The sequence below is a fragment of the Pseudomonas sp. UM16 genome (assembly GCF_050312595.1).
GTDB lineage: Bacteria > Pseudomonadota > Gammaproteobacteria > Pseudomonadales > Pseudomonadaceae > Aquipseudomonas.
Genome location: NZ_JBNPJT010000044.1, coordinates 1 through 1,541, shown reverse-complemented (window position 1 = coordinate 1,541; position 1,541 = coordinate 1). Strand labels below are relative to the sequence as shown.

At 63.6% G+C, this 1,541-nt stretch carries 1 protein-coding gene; it reads left to right on the top strand.

Features of this window, described 5'->3' with window-relative positions; genetic code table 11:
• Positions 1–1,541, top strand: a 1,541-nt coding sequence (locus tag ACQRAX_RS25435) for a T6SS effector phospholipase Tle3 domain-containing protein (protein ID WP_412041615.1), incomplete at both ends; no start/stop codon positions are given.

Genomic DNA, 1,541 nt, shown 5'->3' with positions numbered 1-1,541 from the left:
GCTGAATACAACATACGTTTGCTGCCCAACTGCAACACTGCACGCAAAATGGAAGTACCTGCCGACCTGCCGGGTGTGGTGATCTTCCTGCATGGCGTCAACGACCCGGGGGCGTCCTACGAGTCGGTGGAGAGCGGATTGTGTCAGGGCGTCAATGAACGGCTGGATCGGCCGGATCTCATACCGGGGCGGTATGGGGCCGAGTTCGCAGCGGTAAAGCGCCTTCCTTTGGATAAGTTGGACGATAAACAGCAGCGCGTACTCGACGATCCCGACACCTATCTTTATCGCCGCGATACCGACACACCAAAAACTCGCAGCCTGATGATCCCCTTCTACTGGGGCTACCGCGCCGCGCCGGACGAAATCAAACGCGACGAGAACGACGAGCCAGCCAGGCTGCGCGACCAGTACCAGGACATCCACAACAACCGCCTGGACCGGCATTTCGCCAAAGGCGGCGGCTTCTTCGCCAATGCCACCAACAACCTGCTGGACATGTACAACGAGGGCTTCGACAAGCTGATTCGCCATGTCGCACAAACCCAACTGTCCAACACCCTGTACATGGGCAAGGCGCCCCACCGCCGTTACTTCATTCTGGCCGCCACCCGCCTGGCCATGCTGATCGGCGAGATTCGCCGGGTCAGCGCCAATGAAACCATCACCGTCATGGGCCACAGCCAGGGCACCCTGATCAGCCTGCTGGCCCAGGCCATGCTGGTCGATCAGGGCAAACGCTGCGCCGACACCCTGATCATGGTCGACTCGCCCTACAGCGTGCTGCCCAAGGTCACCCCCAAGGCCCATGACACCTTAACGACCCTGATCAACATCGTCTCGGCGGTGACTGCCAACAAGCATCCGAAACCGGCGCTGACCGAGCTCCGGGAGCATGCCACCTACTTTGGCCGCAGCGGCCCGCGCTGGTCGCCCGAGCAAGGCGTGCGCCTGGACGCCGAGCAGACGCTGACGGTGTTTTCCGAGCGCGACAACCGCGGCAAGGTCTACCTGTACTTCTGCCCGGACGACACCACCGTGGCCCTCGATGATGTCGAAGGGATCGGCACCTACGGCGTACCGGACAGCCTGCCGGACGGCACGGCAGCGATGACCGCCCTGCAGCCCCTGAGCTTCTATCAGCGCCTGTGGACCAAGCGCCACCGTGACGACGCGCCAGTACTGGTCGGCAAGACGCCCGGCCCCGAGTTGCTGCGCGCCCAGGGTGAACCACGTTACCCCGGTGGCAGGAGCGCGGCAGCCATGCTGTCGCAGGCGCCGATTGCCGAACAGACTACGCGCCTGATCAATGCCGAAGCCCTGAACCCGCCCCATGCCCCGCAGATGTTCGGTGGCGAGGCGCGCCAGGGCACGCCCGACAGCGCTGGCCTCGACCGCCCCGACGCGGTCAGCCAGAGCAACGCCCTGGGCAATCCGGCAGCGCGCTTTCAGTGGTGTTATGTGTACAACAGCCCCACCCGGATCAACCTCGACAAGGCGCGTGATGGCTGGAACCAAGAAAAGCTTCCCGGCGACCAGAC